Annotated in this window: 1 protein-coding gene; it reads right to left on the bottom strand. The window is 45.8% G+C overall.

What is annotated here, in order from left to right:
* Positions 1-266, bottom strand: a 266-nt coding sequence (locus ACY9Z2_RS18905; RefSeq protein WP_463611228.1) for an IS200/IS605 family accessory protein TnpB-related protein, incomplete at its 3' end; no start/stop codon positions are given.
* Positions 267-286 lie beyond the last annotated feature (20 nt).

Below are 286 nucleotides of genomic sequence, written 5' to 3'. Positions count from 1 at the left end.
TCTTCCCGCGTCACGACTTGAATGCCAACCGATTCCGCTTTATACGTAATCATTGCGATCATCTTCGCAAATGGAAGTTGAATGAATGTCTGCTTGTCAGCTTTTCGCATGTTAACCTTCGACTTCCATTTGTCGTTCTTTCCAACGATAATCGTATCGATTCCCCGCTCAATTGCGATATTGACAATCGCTCGACTTGCTTTGTGCATGTAATCGGTGACGCGGTACGCTCGTTTACGGTCAAGGTTTTTCAGTTTCCGGGACATGTGTTGTCCTTCCTTCTCCT

It is taken from the genome of Virgibacillus sp. GM2-2 (genome assembly GCF_055329585.1).
Note: the sequence above shows the minus strand (reverse complement) of the source record. Positions and strands in the feature narration are given on the sequence as shown.